This is a genomic window from Deinococcus deserti VCD115, assembly GCF_000020685.1.
Lineage (GTDB): Bacteria > Deinococcota > Deinococci > Deinococcales > Deinococcaceae > Deinococcus > Deinococcus deserti.
In genome coordinates this window covers 2,799,304-2,819,842 of sequence record NC_012526.1, presented here as the reverse complement: position 1 = coordinate 2,819,842, position 20,539 = coordinate 2,799,304, and the positions used below count along the sequence as shown (strand labels likewise).

The 20,539-nt window shown below is 63.6% G+C and carries 19 protein-coding genes; 6 read left to right on the top strand and 13 right to left on the bottom strand.

Annotated features, from left to right (window positions below):
• Positions 1–34: 34 nt before the first annotated feature.
• Positions 35–1,003 (bottom strand): NAD-dependent epimerase/dehydratase family protein, encoded by a 969-nt coding sequence (locus DEIDE_RS13430; protein WP_012694510.1) that lies wholly within the window; start codon positions 1,001–1,003, stop codon positions 35–37.
• Positions 1,004–1,042: 39 nt separating this feature from the next.
• On the opposite strand from DEIDE_RS13430, the gene DEIDE_RS13425 reads away from it, so the two are divergent.
• Positions 1,043–1,354: a hypothetical protein gene (locus DEIDE_RS13425; RefSeq protein ID WP_012694509.1), complete on the top strand. Its 312-nt coding sequence runs from the start codon at positions 1,043–1,045 to the stop codon at positions 1,352–1,354.
• On the opposite strand, the gene dprA is transcribed toward DEIDE_RS13425, so the two are convergent.
• The 9 genes from dprA to DEIDE_RS13380 form a co-directional block, all read right to left on the bottom strand.
• The gene (gene dprA, locus DEIDE_RS13420) at positions 1,351–2,460 is read right to left on the bottom strand and encodes a DNA-processing protein DprA (RefSeq protein ID WP_012694508.1); all 1,110 of its coding nucleotides are present in this window, start codon (positions 2,458–2,460) and stop codon (positions 1,351–1,353) included. The two genes, DEIDE_RS13425 and dprA, sit on opposite strands and share 4 nt — an antisense overlap.
• Positions 2,461–2,481: 21 nt before the next feature.
• Positions 2,482–3,858, bottom strand: a complete 1,377-nt coding sequence (locus DEIDE_RS13415; protein ID WP_012694507.1) for a HAMP domain-containing sensor histidine kinase — start codon at positions 3,856–3,858, stop codon at positions 2,482–2,484.
• 111 nt (positions 3,859–3,969) lie between these two features.
• Complete coding sequence (locus DEIDE_RS13410) at positions 3,970–4,629, bottom strand: response regulator transcription factor (protein ID WP_012694506.1); 660 nt, start codon at positions 4,627–4,629, stop codon at positions 3,970–3,972.
• Between the two features lie 16 nt (positions 4,630–4,645).
• Positions 4,646–5,059: a hypothetical protein gene (locus DEIDE_RS13405; protein ID WP_012694505.1), complete on the bottom strand. Its 414-nt coding sequence runs from the start codon at positions 5,057–5,059 to the stop codon at positions 4,646–4,648.
• A gap of 179 nt (positions 5,060–5,238) precedes the next feature.
• Entirely contained in the window at positions 5,239–6,753 is a 1,515-nt protein-coding gene (locus DEIDE_RS13400) for a dihydrolipoamide acetyltransferase family protein (protein WP_012694504.1), read from the bottom strand.
• A 26-nt stretch (positions 6,754–6,779) separates the two neighbouring features.
• Positions 6,780–7,013, bottom strand: a complete 234-nt coding sequence (locus tag DEIDE_RS13395) for a hypothetical protein (protein WP_012694503.1) — start codon at positions 7,011–7,013, stop codon at positions 6,780–6,782.
• 28 nt (positions 7,014–7,041) lie between these two features.
• Positions 7,042–8,061, bottom strand: coding sequence for an alpha-ketoacid dehydrogenase subunit beta (locus tag DEIDE_RS13390; protein ID WP_012694502.1), 1,020 nt, complete (start codon positions 8,059–8,061; stop codon positions 7,042–7,044).
• Positions 8,058–9,176: a thiamine pyrophosphate-dependent dehydrogenase E1 component subunit alpha gene (locus tag DEIDE_RS13385; RefSeq protein WP_012694501.1), complete on the bottom strand. Its 1,119-nt coding sequence runs from the start codon at positions 9,174–9,176 to the stop codon at positions 8,058–8,060. Before DEIDE_RS13385 ends, DEIDE_RS13390 begins: the two co-directional genes overlap by 4 nt.
• 1,097 nt (positions 9,177–10,273) lie before the next feature.
• Positions 10,274–11,875, bottom strand: a complete 1,602-nt coding sequence (locus tag DEIDE_RS13380) for an aminotransferase class V-fold PLP-dependent enzyme (RefSeq protein ID WP_012694500.1) — start codon at positions 11,873–11,875, stop codon at positions 10,274–10,276.
• Between the two features lie 96 nt (positions 11,876–11,971).
• Between DEIDE_RS13380 and mnmG the strand changes: the two genes are divergently transcribed.
• From mnmG to parB, 5 genes are all read left to right on the top strand, one after another.
• Entirely contained in the window at positions 11,972–13,777 is a 1,806-nt protein-coding gene (gene mnmG / locus DEIDE_RS13375) for a tRNA uridine-5-carboxymethylaminomethyl(34) synthesis enzyme MnmG (protein WP_012694499.1), read from the top strand.
• Between the two features lie 103 nt (positions 13,778–13,880).
• Positions 13,881–14,201, top strand: coding sequence for a hypothetical protein (locus DEIDE_RS13370; RefSeq protein WP_012694498.1), 321 nt, complete (start codon positions 13,881–13,883; stop codon positions 14,199–14,201).
• Positions 14,198–14,932, top strand: coding sequence for a 16S rRNA (guanine(527)-N(7))-methyltransferase RsmG (gene rsmG / locus DEIDE_RS13365; RefSeq protein ID WP_012694497.1), 735 nt, complete (start codon positions 14,198–14,200; stop codon positions 14,930–14,932). Before DEIDE_RS13370 ends, rsmG begins: the two co-directional genes overlap by 4 nt.
• Before the next feature lie 10 nt (positions 14,933–14,942).
• Positions 14,943–15,692, top strand: a complete 750-nt coding sequence (locus DEIDE_RS13360; RefSeq protein WP_012694496.1) for a ParA family protein — start codon at positions 14,943–14,945, stop codon at positions 15,690–15,692.
• The gene (parB, locus tag DEIDE_RS13355; RefSeq protein WP_012694495.1) at positions 15,676–16,521 is read left to right on the top strand and encodes a ParB/RepB/Spo0J family partition protein ParB; all 846 of its coding nucleotides are present in this window, start codon (positions 15,676–15,678) and stop codon (positions 16,519–16,521) included. The genes DEIDE_RS13360 and parB overlap by 17 nt, the downstream gene beginning before the upstream one ends.
• 71 nt (positions 16,522–16,592) lie before the next feature.
• On the opposite strand, the gene DEIDE_RS13350 is transcribed toward parB, so the two are convergent.
• From DEIDE_RS13350 to DEIDE_RS13340, 3 genes are all read right to left on the bottom strand, one after another.
• Positions 16,593–17,954, bottom strand: a complete 1,362-nt coding sequence (locus DEIDE_RS13350) for a VanW family protein (protein ID WP_012694494.1) — start codon at positions 17,952–17,954, stop codon at positions 16,593–16,595.
• Positions 17,955–18,105: 151 nt separating this feature from the next.
• Positions 18,106–19,107 carry a YpdA family putative bacillithiol disulfide reductase gene (locus tag DEIDE_RS13345; RefSeq protein ID WP_041227289.1) on the bottom strand — a complete coding sequence of 334 codons (1,002 nt, stop codon included), beginning with the start codon at positions 19,105–19,107 and terminating at the stop codon, positions 18,106–18,108.
• 61 nt (positions 19,108–19,168) lie between these two features.
• A complete protein-coding gene (locus DEIDE_RS13340) occupies positions 19,169–20,419 on the bottom strand; it encodes a metallophosphoesterase (protein WP_242402925.1) in 1,251 nt (416 codons plus the stop codon).
• Positions 20,420–20,539: the final 120 nt, after the last annotated feature.

The following is a 20,539-nucleotide window of genomic DNA, read 5'->3' as shown; positions in this document are numbered from 1 at the left end:
TTTCCTCTTCTCTCTGCGGTTCGGCGAGAAAGAATCAGGAAGTTCGGGCGACTGCGCCCAGCACCTCTTTTTCGCGCTCCGGGGTCAGGGCATAGCTCAGCTCTGCGGTCTGGCTCCAGGCTCGGGTGTCGGCTGCAGTGACTGACGGAGCAGTATGAATCAGACCCGCAGCCAGCGCCCTCTCCGGGCTGACGTCCATCAGCCCACCCTGCTCGCTGTGCTCAGGTAGATAAAGCGGCAGGTCCCGGTGGCCGAGGCCATGGCTCTGCAGCGTTTCATAGGAGACCCAGTGTGGTTGGGCAGCCCCCAGGACCTCCAAGAAGTCTGACCAGCTCAGGCGGGGTCCTGCGAGGTTGAACACGCCGCTGATTTTTTCCTCCGCGACTTTTACAGTGAAGCGGGCCTGATCGCGCGCGTCGATGACCTGAACATGGTCCGAGCCGTCGCCGGGTGCCAGCATCTCCCCTCCCCTGCTGGCCCGATCAACCCAGTACGGATAACGGGCCGTGTGGTCATAGGGACCTGCAACGATCTGGGGACGCAGAATGGCGCAGTTTTCTGCGTACACGTCCTGAACAATGCGCTCGCAGGCGACCTTCAGGGGGCCGTAGGTCTCACCGGTCACTTCGGTAACATCCTCGGCAGCCGGGGGCATCAGCGGGTCGTCCTCACGCACCGGGTGCCGCCCAGGCTCGGCGTAGACACTGACGGTGCTGATGAACACGTACTGGCTGATGCGGTCACGAAGCAGCTCAGCGCTGGCCCGGACCTGGCCGGGAGTGTAGCCGCTGACGTCCACGCACGCATCCCACTGCCGGTCTGTGAGTGCTAAGAGCCCTTGAGGGCCCTGATTGCGGTCGCCCTGCAGACGCTCCACCTGCGCAGGCAGTTCGTCGGCTGACTTCCCGCGCGTGAGGATGCTGACCTTGTGACCGGCCGCAAGAAACGCTTCGACGATATGCCGTCCGACAAACTGCGTGCCGCCCAGAACCAGAACATTCATACAGGTAGCTTAAGTCCCGCGCGGGGCTATCCTGCCTGCATGAAAGTCCGTTTCACTGCCCGGGGCGTCCGTGTCCGGATCGATGACCTGGAACTGGCAGCCCTGCAGCGCGGGGAAGCGCAGACGACAGGAGTGGACTGGGACGGCGGAGGCTGGAGTCTGACCCTCGACCCCCAGTCGGACAGTGTGACCGGAAGGGGTCCGCTGCTCGAAGTCGGGCTGCGCCTGCTGTTGCCTGACCTTCTGGACCCCTCCCGTGAAGGGGTGACGCTCTCCGGGCCTGTTCGGGTGGATGTGGAAAAGGACTTTGGACCTCAACACATTGACGCCCACGAATCGGCGTTGTCCTAGCGGCGGACCCAGCGGCCGCCGCTCTCTTCGGCCAGACCCTGGAGCTGCAGCATGACCAGGGCGGTTTGCAACTCGGGAAGGCAAAGCCCGGTCGCCGCCCGCAGGTCATCCAGTGTCGCGGGCGCGGTCAGCGCTTCAAGAACTGCTGCCTGATCCGGCGGCAAGGTCGGCAGCGGACGCGCAGGAGCATTGCCCCAGCCAAATTCTTGAAGGATGTCGCGCGCCGTTTCAGTAAGCACTGCCCCGTCACGCAGCAGCTGATGGGGGCCGGCTGCCCGTGGATCGCCAGCCCGGCCCGGCATGGCGAATACGGTCCGCCCGCACTCCAGCGCGTGGGTAGCAGTAATCAGCGAGCCGGACTTGAATTCACCTTCCACAACCAGCGTGCCCGCCGACAGGGCCGCAATCAGGCGGTTACGGGTCGGAAAGTGATGCTGCGCAGGACCTGTGCCCAGCGGATACTCGCTGACCAGGGTGAGCTGCTCTGAAAGCGCCTCGTTCTCGGGAGGATAGATGCGGTTCACTGCGCTGCCCAGCACGCCGATGCTCTGGCCGCCTGCCTCAACGGCAGCGGCGTGCGCCGCCGTATCCACACCGCGTGCCAGACCACTGACCACGGTGACATCTGCGTGGGCCAGTTCGGCTGCGAGCATGCGGGCCATGCTCAGTGCATGGGGACTGGCTGCCCGGGTGCCCACGATGCCGATACTTCGGGGAACCACCGGCAACTCAGGCAGGGACCCGCGCACCCACAACACCGGGGACGGATCACCCAGGGCTTCCAGCGCCTGGGGATACCCGCTCAGGCCACGGCCCAGCAGGGTCACGCCCAGCTGCTGAGCCAGGTGAAGCTCCGCTTCTGCCTGTGCGCGGGCTTTGGCATTTCCCAGGGCTGCGATGCTCCGGGAGTCCAGCCCTGGGACCTCTCTGAGGGCAGAGAAAGGAGCGCTCAGGGCCTCACACGCTGTGCCGAAATGGCGGCGCAGGCTTTCAATCCGGCGCGGTCCAAGGTGAGGTGTAAAGCGTAAGGTCAGCAGCGCGAGCAGTTCAGCCTTGCCGGGTTCCGGCAGAACAGCGGGTGATGTCGGAAGGTCAGGCAGAGGCACCGGCGCAGCATAACCGCGTGCTCAGCGGTGCGCCGCCGCAGGTGTGGAGACCTCTGCAGACTCGGTTTCCTCCAGGTCGTCATCCTGGTCATCACCCAACGTGGCACTGGGAAGCGACAGCACAAACTGGGCGCCGCCCCCCTGATTGCTACCGGTCAGGTTGCCGCCATGCATCACAGCAATCTGTCGGCTGACGCTCAAGCCGAGACCACTGCTCCCGGATCCACTGATAAACGGCTCGAAGATGCGCTCACCCAGTTCCGGTGGCAGGCCTGGGCCGCTGTCCTGAACCACAAAGCGCACCTGCTCAGGCGTGTCCTCCAGGGTCAGGCTGACTGTGCCGTCTGGCCCGGCAGCGCGCCGGGCGTTGGCCAGCAGGTTGCGCAGGGCCTGGGTCAGGCGGTCCGGATCACACAGGATGCCTCCGCTCCAGTCCCCCTCGAAACGGGTGCCCGGAACCAGGCGGTCCAGCCGTCCCAGCAGCGTACGGGCGGGAATGTAGTGCCACACCATCTTCATTTCCAGCTGCCCGCGGGCCAGCTGCATCAGGTCCTGGGTGGTAAAGGTCAGTTCGTCAGCCACCAGGGCGGCCCGGCCCACTTCAACGTCACCGGTACGTTCGGCCGCGCGGTTGAGTGAGGCCTTCAGGACAGTCAGAGGGGCGCCCAGCTCATGCACGATCTGGCCCAGCAGCTGCTTTTCGCGGGCCTGCCCGGCCTCGATTCGCACCAGGAGGCGGTTGATGGCGGCCAGCAGGCGGTGGACTTCGTCCTCGCGCTGGGGCAGCGGCAGGGTCGCCAGGGAGCGGGTCGGGTCGATGCGGTCCGCCAGGTCTGCAGCCTGCCCCAGACCGGCCAGGGCCCGGCGCCCGACCCACCATCCCAGCAGCAGCATCAGCGCGGGAGTGATCAGTGCCGAGAGCAGCAGCGCTCGCATGGCACTTTCACGGGCGGCAATCAGGTCATCTTCGGGGAGGCCCACCCACAGGGTGCCAAACCCACCGGCCTTGCGGGTCACGGCGCGGACCCGGGTGCCCTGCACAGGCAGCCGGTACTCGTTCAGCTGGGGAAACGGCTCCCCTGGTGCCAGGTTCAGTCCGTTGCTGCTCAGCGCCACCCGATTTTGGGCATCAACCAGCACGGTAAACCCGGTGATGGCCGGTGGCCGCTGGCCCAGCCCCTTACTCAGGTTGGTGAACTGGTCTGCCAGGACGTCGGCCCGCTCATTCAGGCGCGCGTCGAACTGCCGGTCCATGCTGCCCAGCAGCAGCGTGATCACCACCAGCCCGCTTAACGTGGTAATGGCCAGGGCCACCAGCGAATACACCAGGGCCAGCCGGAATCGCAGGCTGTGACGCCAGGCCACGCGCGCGGTACTGAGGGCCACATGACGTGTCATGACCGCTCCCCCACGTCAGAACGCCGCTTCCAACTCTTTGGAAGGCGGCGCAGACAGGGCAGCATCATGGCTGAAGTGTAGAAGGGAAGCGCTGCGGGGCAACTGCTTTCTTCAGGTTTGCAGAACGTAGCCGACATTGCGGATGGTACGGATTCTCAGGTCGCTGGCAGCCTGCTCCAGCTTCTTGCGCAGCTGGGAGATCCGGACCTCCACACTGTTGCTGTTGGGCGTTTCCCAACCATACAGGTGGGACTCGATGTCAGCGCGCGAGAAGACCCGCTCGGGCGTGCGCATCATGAGTTCCAGGATGCGCGCCTCGTGTTCCGTGAGGTTGATGTTCTTTTCGTCCACCGTCAGCAGCAGGCTGCTGGTCGACAGGCTGGTATTGCCCAGGTTGACCCCGGTGCCTGCCGCTGTCCGGCGGAGCAGCGCAGTAATGCGTGCATCAAGTTCCGGCATGGCAAACGGCTTGGTCAGGTAGTCGTCTGCTCCGGCATTCAGGCCGGCCACCCGTTCCTGCACGCCGCTGCGCGCTGACAGCACCAGCACCGGCGTACTGCTGTACTGCCGGAGTGCCTGGACCAGATCGAGCCCGTCACCGTCGGGGAGGTTCAGGTCCAGCAGGATCAGCTGCGCACTGTGGGTGCCCAGCCAGGCCTGAGCGTCTCTCAGCGTCGCGGAATGATGAACCTGATAATCGGCCGACAGGTATTCCTTCAGAAGGGGCCCGAGGTGCGGGTCGTCCTCCACCACAAGAATCTGCGCAAGCATAGAGCCTCCTCTGGAACTACTTATTGTTGATCTTGATGTTATCCGGCCCAGCGACTTTCAGACCAGGCAGTGTGAGGGTCTGTCCCGTCGACTGCACGTTGACGCTCAGCCGGAAGATAGCCAGAAACTTCGCGAGTGTCACGTCGTCGTTTCCCGGAGGCTCGATGGTCAGTTGCCCTCCGCGCAGAAATCCGTCGTAGCGGCTCAGCAGGGTGGGGAACGTGGCACGCCGGCGTTCCTCGTCCGTCTGGGAAAACAGCACCACGACCGGCCCACTGTAGCGCGGCAGCAACTGGATGTTGAATTTCCCACCACTGCTTTCCCCATAGCCAACTTTTGTCTGAAAATCACGGTCCCAGACAATCAGCTGCAGGGCCCCCGCCGGTGAGGCGAGCAGCAGCAGAAGAAGGAGTGTCAGGAGTCGAGGCATTTTCACTAGGGTATCCAATCTTTCCGGTGTGGAAAGCAAGCCGACCTGCGTTCAGGCACAGCGCTCAGGCGGTCAATCCACCTGTGAATCACTACCCTAGCGGCTCAAGCTGACGGAACGCTGAACCAGACTGCAGATTTGGCCCAGGATCAGGTCGAAGCTGCAGCCTGAGCCCCTGATCACATGGCTTCGAGCATCAGTCGGTCAGGATTTTCCAGCAGGCGGATCACTTCCTTGCAGAAGCGGGCAGCTTCGGCGCCGTCCACCAGACGGTGGTCGAACGACAGGCTGAGGTACATCATGTGCGCGACGACAATATTGTCGTCCTCATCCACGATGGGGCGCTTGACGATGCTGTGGACGCCCAGGATGGCAGCGTCAGGCACGTTGATGATGGGAAAGCTGAACAGCGCTCCGATAGACCCGATGTTGGTAATGCTGAAAGTGCTTCCTGCCAGTTCGTCAGGCTGCAGCTTGCCGGCCTGGGCGCGCCCGGCCAGGTCCACCACTTCGCGGGCCAGTTCAAAGACACTCTTGCGGCCCACGTCCTTGAGGACCGGTACGGTCAGGCCAGCGTCGGTGGCCACAGCCATCCCCATGTTGTAGTAGCGCTTCTGAACAATTTCCTGGGTGGCCTCGTCAAAAGAGGTGTTCAGGCTGGGATACTTACGCAGGGCAACTGCAACCGCCTTAAAGATGAAAGGCAGGTATGACAGCTTGACGTCGGCAGCCTTCGCTTCGTCCTTGACGCGGTTGCGGAATTCGACCAGGCGGGTCAGGTTGACCTCGTCCACGGTCAGCGTCCGCACGGTGTACAGGTGCGAGGCGACCATCTGGTTGCTGATGGCCCGGCGCATGCCGCGCAGAGGAACACGGTCTTCGAGGTGCTCGTAGCCTTTGGGCGTGCGGTACTGCACCGGAGCGACCGGCAGGCCACCCTGGGCGGCTTTGCTGGATGCTGGCGCCGGCTGAGCGGCAGCCTGGGCAGTGGAGGCGGGCTGGGGAGCCGGTGCAGAAGCAGGCATTGAGGAAGCAGCCGTTGAGGAAGCGGTCTGCCCCTGCGTCTGGGCCAGGACATCTGATACGCGGATGCGGCCGTTGGGTCCGCTGCCCTGGATACGGTTGAGATCCAGACCAAGTTCGCGGGCCAGCTGGCGGGCCGCTGGAACAGCCAGCACCCGGCCGTCGTTGCGGACCGGCTGCGCGGCGCCCTGTGGCGCCGGAGTGCGGCCTCCCAGGCCCTGGACCTTGACCTGCTCGTCCGACGCGAAAGCCTTGAACAGGCTGCTGGAGTCGTCATCGGCCTTGGGCAGGTGGCTGGCTTCCACGATGCTGCCACCGATCTGTTCGCGCTCTTCCTGAGCCTGGGGAGGAAGCTGGGCATCAGCGGTTGCCGGACTCTCTGCCGTGTCCTGAATGGCCTGCATGGCGCTCGGGGCAGAGGAAGAGGCGCCGCCGCCTGTCTCGTCGATCAGGGCAATCGCGGCGTGTACTGCGACCACGTCGCCTTCATTGGCCAGCCGCTGGCGTAGCACACCCGCCACCGGGCTGGGAAGTTCCACAGTGACCTTATCTGTCATGACCTCGCACAGCGGCTGTTCCAGGGCGATGGTGTCGCCTTCCTGAACCAGCCATTTCAGAATTTCACCCTCGACGACACTTTCGGCGAGTTCGGGCAGCAGCACTTCTTTCATGACAACCTCTCTTGAGAAAAAAACATTCAGCGCAGCAGAAACGCGCGCAACACGCCGTAGACCGCCAGCAGCAGCCCCAGCACCTGGATCCAGCGTTCGCCTTGGGCATACCAGTAGGCCACCGCGCCCAGAATCACGAACAGCGCGCCGATACAGACGCTCTGCCATGGCTCGGCCAGTTTGCCGATCAGCCCGTAGAGCCCGAACCCGATCATCAGCCCCAGGGTTCCCAGCAGGGGACGCCACAGTTCGGGCTTCATGCGGCCTTCCTAAGCTGCTGGACCGGCATCAGTAATTCAGGGCCTGCACGCAGGCGCGCACGATACGGTTGGGACCGGGCAGATAGACCTTGTCCTGTACGTAGGGGTAAGGCGTGTCGAAACCGGCCACCTGCCCCACAGGCGCCGTCAGATAATCAAAGGCCTGCTCCTGGATGGTGTAGGCGACCTCGCCCATGAAGTTCCCGATACGGGGGGCCTCACTCACCAGCACGGCGCGGCCGGTCTTCTGGACACTGGTCAGCACCCGGTCCTTGTCCCAGGGCACCAGACTGCGCAGGTCAATGACCTCCACGCTGACGCCTTCAGCGCCCAGGGCATCGGCGGCCTTTTCGAGATCCGGCATTACGCCGCCGTAGCCGATCAGGCTCAGGTCGCTGCCTTCACGGCGGATGGCCGCCTCGCCAAGTTTGACGGTGAAGTCGTGGACTGGCACCTCACCCTTGGAGGCGCGGTACAGCCGCTTGGGCTCGAAGTAGATGACCGGGTCCTCGCCGCGAATGGCAGCCTTGAGCAGCCCCTTGGCGTCGTAGGGAGTGCTGGGCATCACCACCTTGAGACCCGGGGTGTGGGTGTAGTAGGCCTCGGGGCTCTGACTGTGGTGGTGTCCGCCCTTGACCCCGCCGCCTGAAGGCGTACGGATGACCATGGGAGCGGTGAACTGCCCGCCGCTGCGGTAGCGGATCTTGGCCGCCTGCGAGATGATCTGGTCGAAGCCCGGACCCATGTAGTCGGCAAACTGAATCTCTGCGACGGGGCGCAGGCCACGCACGGCCATCCCGACTGCCGCGCCTACGATGCTGGCTTCACTCAGCGGCGTGTCGAACACGCGGTGCTTGCCAAACGTGGCCTGCAGCCCGGCCGTGGCCATGAAGACTCCACCACGCGCGCCAACGTCTTCTCCAAACAGCACCACGCGCTCGTCGCGCTCGAGTTCCTCGTGGAGGGCCTCGGTCACCGCCTGAATGAGGTTGATGGTCCGGGTCTCCCCTCCCCCACTGGCGGGATTGCGTTGCTGCGTGGCCGTCATGCGCGCACCTCCTGGCCAGCTTCCTGCTCGGCACGCAGCTGGGCCTCCTGGTCACGCAGGTGGCCGGGCATGTCGGCATAGACATCCTCGAAAATAATCCGCCAGTCAGGCTGGCCCGTGGCCTCGGCCTGAATGACCTGTTCGTCGACCTCGCGGTGGGTCTGGGCAATCATCTGGGCGCGTTCCTCGGCGCTGATCGGGTGACCCAGGTGCTCAAGCAGCTTTTCAATGCGGACAATCGGGTCCCGGCCCAGCCATTCCTCGACTTCCTCGCGGGTGCGGTAGTGCTTCTCGGCGTCCGCATCGGCATTGCTGTGTGAGCCCACGCGGTAGGTCAGGCACTCCACCAGGGCGGGGCCGTTGCCGGCGCGCACCCACTCGGCAGCGTGGGCGCAGACTTCCATGACAGCCACGATGTCGTTGCCGTCGACGTAGAAGCCCGGCATGCCGTAGGCCTTGGCCTTGATGTGGATGTTCTCGCTGGCCGTCTGGGCCCTGAGGTGGGTGCTGATTGCCCACTGGTTGTTCTCACACACGAACAGCGCCGGGGCCTGATGGGCACCCGCCATGTTCATGCCGGCGTGCCAGTCACCTTCGCTGGTCGCGCCGTCTCCGAAGGTGCAGACCGTGATTTCGTCTACGCCCAGGTACTTTTGCGCCATGGCATTGCCAGCGGCCGGCGGCACCTGCGAGGCGATGCTGCTGGAGATCGACACAAAGTTCTGACGCTTGGCCGCGAAGTGGTGAGGCATCTGCCGCCCGCGGCTGGGGTCGCTGTTGCTGCCCAGGCACTGGCTGATCAGCTCAAACATAGGTACGCCCATGGCCAGTCCCAGGGTGTGGTCGCGGTAATACGGCCAGACCCAGTCGTGGCCTACGCGGATAGAGCGTGCCAGGCCGACCTGGGTGGCTTCCATACCGCTGGACTGCGCGTAGAAGGTGGTGCGCCCCTGGCGCAGCAGGGTGATGAGCTTGCGGTCGAATTCGCGTGCGCGCAGCATCAGGGCATGCAGATCTCGCAGCAACTGGGGCGTGAACCGTTCCGGCAGGTCACGGACCGGCACACCGCTTTCCGAGACCCATTGGATGGGTTCAGCTGTAAAAGGTTGAATCATGACGGGGAAAGCCTCCTCAGCCATGACGGCGGGAAGGCTCACGGGCCGCGCCCTACCGTCAGGAGTTGTCTATCTAACGTTCGTTAGGCATTCTAAGCCATGCCTGGAAGGCCCGGCGGTGAAGCGTGCTTTCTTATCGGCCGTTCGCTGTCCACCATGCAGAGACAAGCTGTAGTTTGAGACGCCCTTGAAGAGAAGACAGCTAAAGTTGACTGAGAAGGCTCTATGGAAGTCGGCATAAGGAATGAGCCGGGATGTTTACCCGGGTGATATGGACGACAAGACCAGCAAGATCATGCTGCTGTGCCTGGAATGTACTCTAGAAGATGCTACCTGGGGTCACTCTGCGCTTAATTCCACCTCACTGTGTTCGTCTTGTTGGCATTCTGATTTCTCCTGTCCTGAACTCAAGCCGTGCGAAAGAATGATTGTGATCAAACACAAGCGCAAATGAGCAGAACGAGCAATCCCACAACGCCACCTGCAAAGGCGTGGGCTCAAGCGGGTGGTGTCCTCCTGTTGATTTTGGCAGTTCCGCTCTTCATGGCTTGGGAGAGCGCGTGGAGTCTACCCCCGAAAGAACTTCAGAAACGCTGTGCACTCACGGTGGATGCAGTCGTCCAGCCACCTCAGGAATGGACGGTGCGCTACTTCGTGGCTGTCGGGACCAGCGGGCGTACAGCGCTTGCACAGGAGGTCGGTTCAACTGCCGATGAGCCCAGAACCCGGAGTCTACAGGTCCATGTCTTCCGGCACGGTGATCAGCGCCGCTGGGATGGCGCGTGTCTGAATGGCTGGGGAGGGGTTGATATCCGAGTGAGCTGGAGCGCGCAATAAAGTACAGGTGCTTGATGGCGTACGTTAATGCTTTCAAGTCCTGTGGAGCACGCACCAGGGGTCCTGCCGTCTGGACGGCATCATAAGCTAGCGCGCTGACCCATGAAGTGACCTGTTGCAGGGAGTCTCATGGGACCAACGGCACCTTTTGAGCTCAGAGGACCTGAGCCCTCCCAGTCAGGAGGACAAACTCAAGCCCGGGAGATCAGGTCACCCTCACAGTCCGTCAAACAACCTCGGAAAAATCTACCGATCAAGCGTTAATGGGCAAAGAACACGAGGTCAGCCGGCACCTGCGGTGGAACTGCGCGTGCTTCTCCCCTCTCGCTCAGGCTGCTGGCGAGCTGAAATGCGTATGACAGATACTTCTGATACGGCACTGCCCCCTCTTCTTTCAGGGGCCGCTCGTGCCCAAAAAGATCAAGTGGGGCCTGATCGTCCGCATGGGTCCAGGCTCCGGTCTGCCAGTTGAAGTCGTAGAGCGGCAGGAAGCGTTCTCCATATTCCGCGATGAACTCCACAGCGGCCAGCAAAAAGGTGACCTCCTCGTCCGTAGCCCAGGGAGCCAGATTGAGGCGGGTCCAGCCGGGCTTGATGCCTTCAAGGTCTCCCATGATGCACTGGAAGTAGCGCTCGCTGTGCTCTTCGTCGATGTTCAGCAGGGCGTGGCCATAGGGCCCGGCGCAGGCACAACCACCCCGGGCCTGGATCCCGAACAGGTCGTTGAGCAGCCGGACCACCAGCCGGGGATGCAGGTACGTGCCTTGCGACGTTTTGACAAGGAATGACAGAAAAGCCAGGCGGGCAGAATCCGGGTTGCCCAGAAGTTGAACACGGGGATTGGCCCCCAGCTGAGCCAATGCGCGTCCAAAGAGTTCGTGCTCACGCTGGGTCAGCTGCTTGACCCCCAGCTCCTCTTTGACGCGGAAGGCCAGAGCTGTGCGGAGCTTGCCCAGGATGGCTGGGGTGCCTGCATCCTCGCGGGCTTCGATGTCCTCGATGTAGGCGTGTCGCTGCCGGCTGACGTAGCGGACCGTGCCGCCCCCGGCGGTGCTTGGGACCTGCAACTGGTACAGGTGCTGCTGGAAACACAGCAGGCCGGGTGTGCCTGGCCCTCCTACAAATTTGTGCGGGCTCAGGAACACAGCGTCATAACCATCCGGAGCGCCGGGCTTCATGTCAATCTTGACGTACGGTCCGCTGGCAGCAAAGTCGAAGAAGGCATACGCCCCGTTGGCGTGAAGGAGCCGGGCCACGGTTCGCGTGTCAGTCAGCAGCCCGGTGACATTGCTGGCAGCGCTGAATGAGCCGATTTTTGGGCGCCGTGCGTAAACAGGATTTCTGAGGAGACCCCGCAGGGCGTCGAGGTCCAGGCCTCCCCTGGGGCACAGGGGCACCTCGATCACCTCGGCCAGCGTCTCACGCCAGCTCACCTCGTTGCTGTGATGTTCGTACGGGCCGACAAACACCACGGGCCGCTCGTGTTCAGGCAGGTTCGAGAGCACTGTTTCACGGTGACTGCACGGCACACTGAGGCCCAGGATGTCCTGAAGACGGCGCACGGCAGCGGTGCTTCCCGACCCGCAGAACAGCAGCTTGCAGGTATCGTCTCCACCCAGCTGGCTCTTGATATACGCCTGCGCCTGGTGCGTCAGGTGGGTGCTGTGTGCGCCGGTTGCGCTGTCTTCAGTGTGGGTGTTGGCATACAGGGGAAGAGCGAGGGTGGCGATACGGTCCTCCACGCTGTGCAGCGCCCGTCCTGAGGCCACATAGTCTGCGTAGGTCACGCGCCGGATTCCGAACGGTGTGCGGATCGCCGCGTCCCCGCCGATCAGATCGGCCCGTAAACTTGCAAAGTCCATAGTCGCAGTGTAGTGGTCTCTTTCCTGCCCCGCGCGGCTGTCCAGGAAGGACGGTCACCCTTGTGTGACGGGCCGCCCGGTACACTGCCGCCTGAGATGAGTGGCTGGAATGTGATTGTAATCGGCGGTGGACACGCGGGCCTGGAGGCAGCGTGGGCCGCGGCAAAGTTCGAGCGGGTCGCGCTGCTGATTGGCAACCCGGCCACCGTGGGTCGGATGCCGTGCAACCCTGCAGTAGGAGGCCCCGGCAAAAGCCAGCTGGTGTTCGAGGTGCAGGCACTGGGCGGCCTGATGGGGCGGCTGGCCGATGAGACCGCGATTCATACCCGGGTGCTGAATGCCAGCAAAGGCCCGGCCGTGCAGTCCCTGAGAGTGCAGAACGAACGTGACGCCTACGCTGAGCGCGCGCAGGATGTCATTTTTGGTCACGCTGGTATTGACATCGTTCGTGGCGAGGCGGCCGATCTGGAGTCCGACGGACGGGGCGGCTGGCTGGTCGTGACCACTGATGGCCGCAGGCTGGCAGCGCGCAGTGTTGTCGTGGCCGCCGGGACGTTTATGCGCGGCGTCACCTGGTACGGCCGGCATTCCCGCCCGGAAGGCCGGCAGGGTGAGCCCCCGTCACGCTTTCTTTCCGCACCGCTGGCCAGTGCGGGCCACGTTCTCAAGCGGTACAAGACCGGCACGCCTCCACGGGTTCGAGCAGACGCAGTGAACTTCTCTGAGTTGCTCGAAATTCCGGCTGATCCGCAGCCGCGGGGGTTCACCGGGCGTCCGGGGCCGCGCGCTACGGAATCACCAACCTGGCAGACCCATACCACTCCGGAAACCCACCGCCTTATTCAGGCCAATCTGCACGAATCTCCCATGTATGCCGGTGACATCGAAGGGCTGGGACCCCGCTACTGCCCGAGTATCGAGGACAAGGTCGTGCGCTTCGCTCATCACGACCGGCACCTGCTGTTTGTCGAGCCGGATGGTGTGCAGACCAGCGAGGTGTATCTGCAGGGATTCAGCTCGTCGTTGCCGCCGCACCTGCAGGATCAGCTGGTCCGGACCCTTCCGGGATTCGAGCAAGCTGTGATCCAGCGGTACGCCTACGCGGTCGAATATGACGTGGTGGACTCGACAGAGCTGACCCTCAATCTGGAGTCGCGGTACCTGCCCGGCGTGTTTACCGCGGGGCAGATCAACGGCACCAGTGGGTATGAGGAAGCGGCGGCCCAGGGTCTTGTGGCGGGAATGGCGGCAGCGCGGCGTTCCCTTGGCCTGGAAGAACAGGTTATCGGGCGCGAAACCGGATACCTGGGAGTTCTGCTTGACGACCTGGTCTTTAAGGGCAGCGACGAGCCCTACCGCATGATGACCAGCCGGGTCGAACACCGCCTGCTGGTCAGGCAGGACAACGCCGACGAGCGTCTGACGCCCCTGGGATTGCGTCTTGGACTGGTGACCGATGCAGAAGCATCCCGGGTCGAGGCGAAGTACAGCCGGGTTCAGGCAGGACTGGAAGCGTTGCAGCGCCAGAGGATTCAGGGACAGACAGGTGACTCCTGGCTGCGGCGACCCGAATTCGCACTCGCCGATGTGGAAGCGCTTGGGATCGAGCTTCCTGTCCTCGCCGCAGAGGAACGGGAAGCGTTGGAGATCCGTGTGAAATACGCGGGATACATCGACCGGGCCCGCCGCCAGTTACAGTCCGAAGCCCATGCCCGTCGCCTCAGCCTGGAAGGCGTGGACTTTGCTGGTATTGCAGCGCTGTCCAATGAGGCTCGAGAGAAGCTGGCGCGCCACCAGCCTCAGACTGTGGATCAGGCAGCGCGGATCTCTGGAGTGCGGCACGCCGACATTGGCGTCCTGTTGGTTCATTTGAAACAGCAGCGTGTTTCACGGGAAACCTGACGGTGAAACAAATAGGTGCGCCAGGGTGTGCTGGCGCACCTTTCGCTTGACGATTCTTTCGTTTCACGGGAAACTTGACGGTGAAACAAGAGGAGGAAGTGATTTGGCGACTTTTGAACAGGGCCTTCTGCTCGGGGTGCTGATTGGTGAAGGGCATTTCGGAGGAGACGGCAAGCAGCCACACGTGACGGTACGGATGCACACGAAGCACGCCGGACTGTTCAATACGCTGCTTGATTTGTGCCCGGGCTCCAAGCTGTACGGTCCGTACGAGCACGGAGGACGCAGTTACTACCAGTGGATGGTGCGCGGACAGGTGCTGCGGGAGCAGCTGGTTCCTCAACTGGATGCCCTGCCTTTACAGAGCATCGACCACCATGTTTACGACCGTTATATGGAAATGAAGCAGAGGTATCACCTGTGAATCCTGAAGCCACCGAATTACTGCTCGCAGGCGCGCAGGAACTGGGACTCGATGTAGCGCCAGTGCTCGATCAATTTGCGGCGCTGCTGGTCCTGTTGCAGGAAGGCAATGCCCGGTTCAACCTCACGGCCCTGAAGACCGAGCGTGACATCGTTTTGAAACACTTCGTGGATTCGCTGACGTGTCTCGGGGGTGGCCACCTGGACGGCAACCATCAGGTGGTAGACCTGGGAACGGGCGCTGGTTTCCCAACCCTGCCGCTTGCCCTGATGCGGGCAGAACTGCAATTCACGCCAGTGGATTCCACCCGCAAAAAGGTGGAGTTCGTGCGCGCCACTGCTGAAGCGCTTGGCCTGCAGAATGTTCGCCCAGTGGCTGGGCGAGCGGAGACCCTGACCAGACAGCCGGAGCACCGCGACCGGTATGACCGGGTGGTGGTGCGTGCCGTCGCTGCGCTGCCCATCCTGGCAGAGCTCGCCCTGCCTTTCCTGCGGCCCGGAGGCCTTCTGGTAGCGCAGAAAGGCCCGATCAGTCCAGAAGAGCTGCGTGCGGGGCAGCGGGCAGCGGGTGAACTCGGCGGCCGTGTTACCGAGGTTGAGGCCTTTACGCTGCCCGTGCTCGGAGACGCCCGGACACTCGTGGTGGTGGAGAAACTGAGGGATACCCCCGACAGATACCCGCGCCGGGAAGGCGTGCCCAATCAACAGCCGCTATTCTGGAGCGCGAAGTGAGACGAAAACCATGAAGGTGCTTGGGGTCGTAAACCAGAAAGGCGGCGTGGGCAAAACCACCACTGCTGTCAACCTTGCGGCCTATCTGGCTGCAGGTGGCAGAAAGGTGCTTCTGCTCGACATGGACCCTCAGGGCAACGCCACCAGCGGCCTGGGGCTGCGCGGCGCTGAGCAGGGCCTGTATGAGGCTCTGGGCGAACCGGCCCGGGCCGCCGAGTTCACCCTGCCGACCTTGCAGGACGGGTTGTTCGTTTTGCCTTCTACCCCTGACCTTGCCGGTGCGGGCGTCGAACTGGCTGATGATCCGGACGCCCTGACCCGGCTGCTGGCCAGTGTTGGTGGGTACGACTTGGTCCTGATTGACGCACCGCCCAGCCTGGGTCCGCTGACAGTCAATGTCCTGGCGGCGGTTGATGCCCTGCTGATTCCTCTGCAGGCCGAGTATTACGCGCTGGAGGGACTGGCAGGCTTGATGGAAACCGTCGAACGCGTCCAGGGCGGCCTGAACCCGCGGCTGAAGGTGCTTGGAGTGGTCCTGACCATGTTCGACGGCCGGACCAATCTGGCACAGGAAGTTGAAACGATGGTGCGCGGACATTTTGGGGAACTGGTGTTCTGGTCGGTAGTGCCGCGCAATGTCAGGCTGTCCGAGGCCCCCAGTTTTTCCAAGCCCATCAACGCATTTGCGCCATTGTCCAGCGGTGCCGCGGCCTACAAGCGACTGGCCGACGAGGTGATGCAGCGTGTCGAAAAAATCTAGTCTCGGCCGTGGTCTGGACGCACTGCTGGGTGCCAAGGCCGCTCCCGAGGCCGCAGGCGGGCCCCAGGTGCAGACCCTGAGCATCAGCCGGATTACCCAGGCCGCTTATCAACCAAGGCAGGTCTTTGCCCCGGAAGCTCTGGCTGAACTGGCCCAGAGCATTCGCGACAAGGGCGTCCTGCAACCCCTTCTGGTGCGGCCACGCGGGGACAACTTTGAGATTGTTGCTGGTGAACGGCGCTGGCGTGCCAGCCAGCTGGCGGGACTGACTGAAATCCCTGTCATTATCCGCGATCTGGCTGACCGCGAGGCGCTGGAAATTGCCATCGTCGAGAACCTTCAGCGTGAGGATCTGGGACCCCTGGAAGAGGCACGTGCCTATCAGGCGCTAATGAATCAGGGGCTGAATCAGGAAGGCGTGGCCCAGGCGGTGGGCAAAGGGCGCAGTACAGTCGCCAACGCCCTGCGCCTCCTGTCGCTGGACAGTGCTGCGTTGAACGCCCTGGACCGTGGCCAGATCAGTGCAGGCCATGCCCGGGCGATTCTGGCTCAGCCTGAGAAGGACCGGGCCTGGGCACTGGACCAGATCGTGACCCACGGACTGAATGTTCGGGAGGCCGAGGCCCTCAAGCGTGAAACCCGGGCCCCGGGGCCCATCAAGGTCAACCCACCAAGGACCTACCGGCAGGTCGAACTGGACCTGAGCCGCCGGACCGGGACGCGCGTGCGCATCACCGGAGAGGACAAGGGACGTGTGGAACTCAACTATGGGTCCCGTGAGGAACTTGATCGCATCCTGTCGCTGCTGGGCTACGCGGCTGACGACTGAAGGGCTGCGGCCATTAAGCAGCAAAGAGGGGAGAGGCACACAGGTCTCTCCCCTTCGCGTGATCCTTTCTGTCAGGACTTCGTACCGACCAGGAAGATGTTGGGCCAGGGCCGGTACTGGCTGCGCAGCGTGTCCTGCTTGAAGACCTTGCCGGCACGGATAAACTTCCGGGTAACCTCGATGACGGCTCCCGGCGCGGCCCAGTCCACCTGTTTGCGCTGCCCGGCATTCAGGGTGGCGTCCTGAATCAGCCGGTCTTTAGGCGACGGCGTGGTGCTCAGGGTACGCGGTGCCCCGACTTCGACCGTGTGGTCGCGCACCTTGCCGAACACATGAACGCTCAGGCGCGCTTCCTTGTCATTCCAGTCTGCCTGGAACCACAGGGCGCCGCCTGTGTCGTTGGCAAAGCGCAGGTCCTGACTGGGCTGGTAGATGGTGGCGTCCATTCCCTGCGGATCGTAGTAATGCACCTGGTAGGAATGATTACGCCGTTCCACTACGGGCAGCCCGGCCTTGTACAGAGTCCGGAAGACCGTGGTACTGACCTGACAGATGCCGCCGCCCACGCCACTGGCAGTACGTTCGCCAGCAATCACCAGCCCTGTCACGTAACCGCTTTGGGTGCTGATCGGCCCGATCATCTGATTAAAGGAAAACGTCTTGCCTTCAAACAGGCGGTCTTTGAAGCTGGCCGCACCCACGTGGATGTTGGTCATGCGGGCCGGGCTGCTGCCGTGATAGTTGGTCTCTCCGCTGCCTAGATGCGCGGTGATGCCCCGCGAGACAAAGTAGTCCAGCGTGCGCTTGGGCGCCACCTGTCCACTGATCACGACCGTGGCCTTGACGCCTTTGGGGTTTTTCAGGGCGGTCAGGATGCTCTGACGTGTTTTGGCGCCGTCTACTTTCAGGCCGTTTCGCTGGACCAGGGTCCAGCCATCCCACAGCTCCTCAAAACGGGCGTCCTGGGGTTCAGTGGGCAGCTCCTTGATGAAGGTGGCAACGTCGGCCTCCAGGCTGGGAGTGATAACTCCGCGCTGACGCAGCACGCTGACGCGGTGTCCAGGAATAGTGAGGGTCCGGGTAAATGGCACCACGGTCTTTTTTCCGTTGACCACCGCGGGCCACTGGGCCTCCACGTTGATCAGGAGGGGAGCGGAGATCTGGGGAGCGGGCTGAGCAGGGGCCACAGGCTTGGCAGGCGGTCTGGGAGCCGGGTCGACTGGAACCGGCTCAGCCGGAGGAGGTTCTACCGGGGCCGGCTCGACGGGAGCTGGATCAACAGGAGCCGGCTCCACAGGAACAGGCGCGGGCTCGGTGGGAGGAACTGGGGTAACCGGGGCAGCAGGTGGCAACACCGGCACACTTTGTGCAGCGGCGTGCGCACCCAGCAGCAGTGTGCCTAACAGGAGGGCACGCGAAAGGGCAGAAACCATGCCGGGAGTATTTCACGCATGGCTTTGTGGCCCATGAATGCCCCCAGGCGGGGGAGGGGAGAGGGGCCGGACTGGCCTTCAGGGGCCCGATAGCTTCGTTGGACGACCTGGAGTTTTCTCCGCTGGGCGGCTGAGTTGGGTCTCTTCCTGTTCAGCCTTGCCGCAGGACTCCGCTCCCCAGCTGACGGGTAATTTCAGCCACTGCGACATCAGCGTGAAAGCGGCCGTTCTCGATAAAGACCTGATTGGTTTTCCCGGCAAACCCCGCGCTGCCCGCCACGAACAGACCGGGCACGCTGCTCTCGTAATGATCACTGAGCACCAGACACTCGTCCGGGTGCTGTGCGAGTCCCAGACCCGACAGGAAGGACAGGTCCGGGCGGTAGCCGGTCAGCGCGAAGGTGAAATGGGTCGGCAGGTCCCACGTGGTGCCGTCCTGGCGCTGCACCCGGACGAGATCAGGGTGAATTTCCACGACCTGGGAGTTGAAATGGGCAGTGATGCTGCCTTCCTTGATGCGGTTTTCCAGGTCTGGCCGCACCCAGTATTTGATGGTGGGCTTCAGTTCCGGGGCACGCACCACCATGGTCACGTTCGCCCCGCCGCGCCACAGGTCCAGGGCGGCGTCGGCGGCCGAGTTTCCTGCACCGATGACCGTCACGTTCAGCCCCATGAAAGGATGGGCCTCGGTGTAGTAGTGGCTGACGTTGTCGCTGTCCTCGCCCGGAATGCCCAGGGCCATGGGATTGTCGTAATACCCGGTGGCCACCACCACCCGACGGGCCTCGACGACCCCGCTGTTGCCGTCACGCTTCTCGACCTGGACGGTAAAGCCGGCAGGCGCTGCATGAACGGCAGTAACTTCGGTGTACTGCTCGACATTCAGCGCCTCGCGCTGGGTGACCAGCCGGTAATACATCAGCGCGTCGCGCCGGTCGGGCTTGTCGTGCCCGGTTACCATCGGGTGGTTGCCGATTTCCAGCTCTGGAGCGGTGGTGAAAAAGGACATGTAGGTGGGGTATTCGAAAATGGCGTTCACCACACAGCCTTTTTCCAGCACCACGTAACTCAGGCCTGCACGCTTGCAGGCAATGGCGGCGGCCAGACCCACCGGGCCCGCACCGATAATCGCAACATCTACCAGACCACTCATGGGCCGCATTCTGTCAGGTGCTGCTGCCTGCAAGGGTAAGGTCGTCCGGTCAGCGCGGGCGTCAGCCTGGGTGTATGCCCGCCTCTAGCAGGGGGCGGCCAGGAACCGCGTACTGTTCGCTGGCCGGGACACTCACGGTGTCCAGCTCCGGGTACCGCAGGGCCGTCAGTTGGCCCCCGAAGGCACACCCGGTGTCAATATTTACGGTGCCGTTGAGCCAGCGGGGAGCGGTGACCGGGGTGTGGCCGTACACCACCAGGGCCTCACCCCGGTAGGTGCGGGCCCAGTCACGGCGGACCGGCAATCCAGTCTCATCCACCCGCCCGTCGGTGTCGCCGTAGAGGGCAAAGCTGCGGACCCGGCCCGATACCCGGCCGTGGTAATGCTCAGGCAAACCGGCGTGCGCCACGACCAGCCGGCCACCATCCAGCAGCAGGTGGCTGGGCATGCTCTGCACGAAGGCCCGCACCTCCGAGCGGAACGCTTCGCCGGCAGCGTGCAGCTGCTGGAGTGTCACGTCCAGGCCATGGAGCGCACGCACCGCCTTGCCGTTCAGGGCGCGCAGCAGCTTTTCCTCGTGGTTGCCGGGCAGGCACAGCGCCGCGCCGGAATTCACCATGTCCATGACCAGTCGGAGCACCCCGGCGCTGTCCGGGCCGCGGTCCACCAGATCACCCAGAAACACGGCCCGGCGCCCTGGTGGAGGCGTCATGGCCTGCCCCCTGGTGTAGCCCAGCTGGTCCAGCAGGGTGAGCAGTTCCGGCAGGCAGCCGTGAACGTCACCGATGATGTCAAAAGGTCCTTCCAGGTCCCGGCGGTCCGGCGCCAGCGGCACGCGCTGCAGGCTGAACTGCCTGACTTCCTGCAGACTCCGCAGCACCCAGACCCGCCGGAAACCTTCTTTCTCCAGGCCGTGCAGGGTCCGGTGCAGCTCGGTGACTTCGGCGGCCAGGGCAGCCCGGTCACCTTCAGGTCCGAGGCGCTGGGTCAGCAGTGGGCGTGGCAGATCCAGCACCACAGCCACCGCCGAGACGTCATGCTGCCGGGCCAGCTCCACCACGCGCCGCCGGTCGTGTGGACGGACCAGCGGCGCGTCCACCACCGCGAGTTCCCCCCGCGACAGCCGTGTGCCGGCTGCCTGGAGCAGAGGAGCAAGCGGGTCCTCACCGTGCTGGGCCGCGCTCACCACCTCCTCCGGCCTGAGGTGCTCTGCGGCGAAGGTGGTTTTTCCGGCGCCACGTGCACCGATCAGCGCCACCAGCGCCAGGGCAGGCAGCCGGACTTTACGGGGTTGTTCGGGGGAGCCGGACATGCTGGCGTCATGCTGCCACATTGGGCCCTGAGTCTTCACTGGCCCAGCCGGGCGGGAAGGGAGTATCTTCAGGGCACCCCTTTTTCCCGGTCAGGCGTTCGTTCGGCCACCCTCTCCTCT